Genomic DNA, 3,020 nt, shown 5'->3' on the forward strand with positions numbered 1-3,020 from the left:
TCCCGCTGGGGGTCGAGCATTTCGGCCAGACCGGGACCATCGGCGATCTCTACCGCCATTTCGGCATCGATGCCGAGACCATCGCGCGCCGGATCGGCGGCCTGACCGTCGGGCGGCCCATCCCCGGCGCCGCGGCCTGAGCGCCCTGTCCGTCAGCAACCACGCGATCGCACCTTGGGCGGATCGCGTGGTTCCTTGCTTCCGTGGCCCCCTCTTCCTCGAAGAACCCGCCAAGCAGGACGGCAAGGGCCATGCCGCGCAAAAGCCTTGCGCGAGGGTCCGGGCAAAGGACCGCTCGGATGAACGCCTGACCGGAGCATGGGAAATGACAAAGGTGCCCCGGCAGTGCCGGCCGACACGGACCCTCTGCGCATCTTCATGCCGTGCAGCGAACTGGTGACTTGGCGAACCTGGGGATCGCTGGCACGATGCCTCTGCCCCCTCCCATATGTCAGGATCATCCGGGATGCCGACCTATTTCCTGTCCAACGACCGGCGGAGCCTGCAGGAAGATCCCTATCTCCTGCAGTTGAAGAACGGCTTTCTCGTGACGCTCTGGACCGACCTGAATCTGGAATCATCGTTCGGCGTCTACATGCGCTTCCAGAACGGGGACCTGAGCGCGGGAAGCCCGGCCCCCGTCCGCGTCAACAACCTGACCGCCGACATCCAGCGCGGACCGGCGGCCACCGCCTTCAACGACGGCAGCTTCGCGGTGATCTTCGAAAGCCGCGGGGCCTCGGCGGTCAACGGGTACGAGGACGCCTTTTATGACAGCTATATCCGCTTCTATGACGCCGACGGATCACCCAGGGCGGCGGCGCGGCAACTGACGCCGAACATCAGCAAGGACCATTACGCCGCGGACATCACCACCCTGTCGAATGGCCAGTCGGTCACGCTGGTCGTAAGGGATGAGGGCGGCGGCCGCTATGACCTTCTTGCCTATCGCCACGGGGCCGGGGGCGCGCAGGTGGGCAACCCGACCCTGCTGGTGGACAATGCCCCGGTTTATGTGAACTCGTGGCGCGGCGCGGATTATCTTGCCCCCTCCATCGCGGCGGGGGCCAACGGGACCTATGCGGTCAGCTGGCACCAGCGCACGGCGCAGAACGGGCAGGATGGCTATGCGATCTGGACCCAGGTTCATCGCGCCGACGGCTCGGCCCTTGGTCCCGCGCGGGTCGTGGCCCCCGTCGTCCCCCACAGCCAGGAGCAGTTCGGCCTGGACCAGAGCCATTCGGAACTCGCGGGCCTCAGCACCGGGCGCTGGGCCGCCGCCTGGCATCGCGACGAGCCGAAGAACGTCCATGCCGACGACGTCTATTTCCGGCTGCTGAACGCCAACGGCACCGGGGCCACGAATCCGGTGATGGTCAACTCGGACCGGCAGGCCGGCAACCAGAGCCTGCAGGATGTCGTGGATCTCGGCGCCGGGCGCGTGCTCGTGACCTATTTCCACTATATCAAGGATGCGATCGGCGGGCTGTTCGACGGCGGCCTGCTGATGGGCCGGGTATTCGGGACCACGGGACAGGCGATCACCGGGTCTTTCCAGATCAGCGAAGGCGACCCCGACTTCGAGATGACCGGCGGCAATGCCCTGATCAACGGGGCCGGCCAGATCGTCGCCTCTTTCAGCGCCGAGCTTTCCCAGGCGAACAGCACCGATGTCCTGGGCGTGGTCCGCCCGCTGACCCTGCCGGCGGTGAACGGCGGCGCGGGCAACGACCGTATCGCGGGCACCTATGTCAACGACGTGATCCGCGGCAACGCCGGCAACGACGTGCTGCACGGGGACCGCGGCAACGATTCGCTTTACGGGGGCGCCGGCAACGACACGCTGCATGGCGGCAACGGCAATGACCGGCTGGAAGGCGGGGCTGGCCAGGACCTGCTGTGGGGCGAGGCAGGAAACGACCTGCTCGACGGCGGGGACGGCCATAACATCATCAACGCCGGCACCGGCAATGACACGGTGCGAAGCGGCGCGGGATCGGACACGGTCAACGCGGGCGCCGGCAACGACAGCGTGGGCTCGGGCGCCGGGGGCGACCGGGTCTATGGCCTCGAAGGCAACGATACCATCGACTCCGGCGCCGGGCATGACATCATCATCGGCGGCGCCGGCAACGACCTGCTGCGCGGCGGCACGGGCAATGACGACCTGGCGGCCGAGGCGGGCAGCGACACGCTGGACGGCGGTCCCGGCAATGACATGCTGCGCGGTGGTCCGGGCGCCGACCTGTTCATCTTCAACGACGGGCGGGATACCATCCGCAACTTCGATCCCGCGCAGGACCGGATCGACCTGCGCAGCTTTGCGGGACTGGACGATTGGGCCGATGTACGCGGCCATCTGCGGCAGGAGGGCGGCCATGTCACCTTCCGCCACGGCGATGACCTGCTGAGGATCGACTGGACCCCGCTTTCGGCATTGGGGGCGGATGATTTCATCTGGTGACCTGCAGCCGCCGGCCAATCAGCCGGCGGAATGCCCATTCCAGAGGCCTGTCGCCGCAAGGGCATGATCTTCCTTCTGCATCGGCTTGCGGATCAGCCACTCACATCCTTTTGCCCGCGCCACCATCCTGCCGGGCCGGAGCGGCTTGCCGATGCCTTGCGCCAGCCGGCTCACCACCTGCCTATTGGCCGACGCTTCGAGCCGTGATGAGGGGGCGCTCACGGCCCCGTATCCCGCGCCGACTTGCTGCAGCATTCACCATGGGTGGCCACACTCGAAGCAATGAAGGCCACAAAAGCGCGCATGAAATCAGCAGTCGACACACGGGAACCGTGGCGTGGAGACCCGGCCCTGCACAGGCCGACAACTGCGAACCCTGAACCTGTCAAGGGGGGCAGGAAGCCGCAGTATTTCCGTGCCACCTGCTTGCGTGTTGCTTGCACAAGCAGAACGCAAGAGAACAGCAGCTCGGCTGAAGCCTATGTCTTTCGAAGGATTAAATGGTGCCCGGAGACGGATTTGAACCGCCGACACGCGGATTTTCAATCCGCTGCTC

2 protein-coding genes are annotated in these 3,020 nt (G+C 66.3%); one reads left to right on the forward strand and one right to left on the reverse strand.

Features of this window, described 5'->3' with window-relative positions; genetic code table 11:
• The first annotated feature begins 466 nt into the window (after positions 1 to 466).
• Positions 467 to 2,464 carry a calcium-binding protein gene (locus Q4F04_RS15155; protein ID WP_303370627.1) on the forward strand — a complete coding sequence of 666 codons (1,998 nt, stop codon included), beginning with the start codon at positions 467 to 469 and terminating at the stop codon, positions 2,462 to 2,464.
• An 18-nt stretch (positions 2,465 to 2,482) separates the two neighbouring features.
• Here the strand turns inward: Q4F04_RS15155 and Q4F04_RS15160 are convergent, their stop codons facing one another.
• Positions 2,483 to 2,719 (reverse strand): hypothetical protein, encoded by a 237-nt coding sequence (locus tag Q4F04_RS15160; RefSeq protein ID WP_303370628.1) that lies wholly within the window; start codon positions 2,717 to 2,719, stop codon positions 2,483 to 2,485.
• Between the last annotated feature and the right edge of the window lie 301 nt (positions 2,720 to 3,020).

Source organism: Paracoccus sp. (in: a-proteobacteria), from assembly GCF_030536915.1.
In the GTDB taxonomy this organism is placed as follows: Bacteria; Pseudomonadota; Alphaproteobacteria; order Rhodobacterales; family Rhodobacteraceae; genus Paracoccus.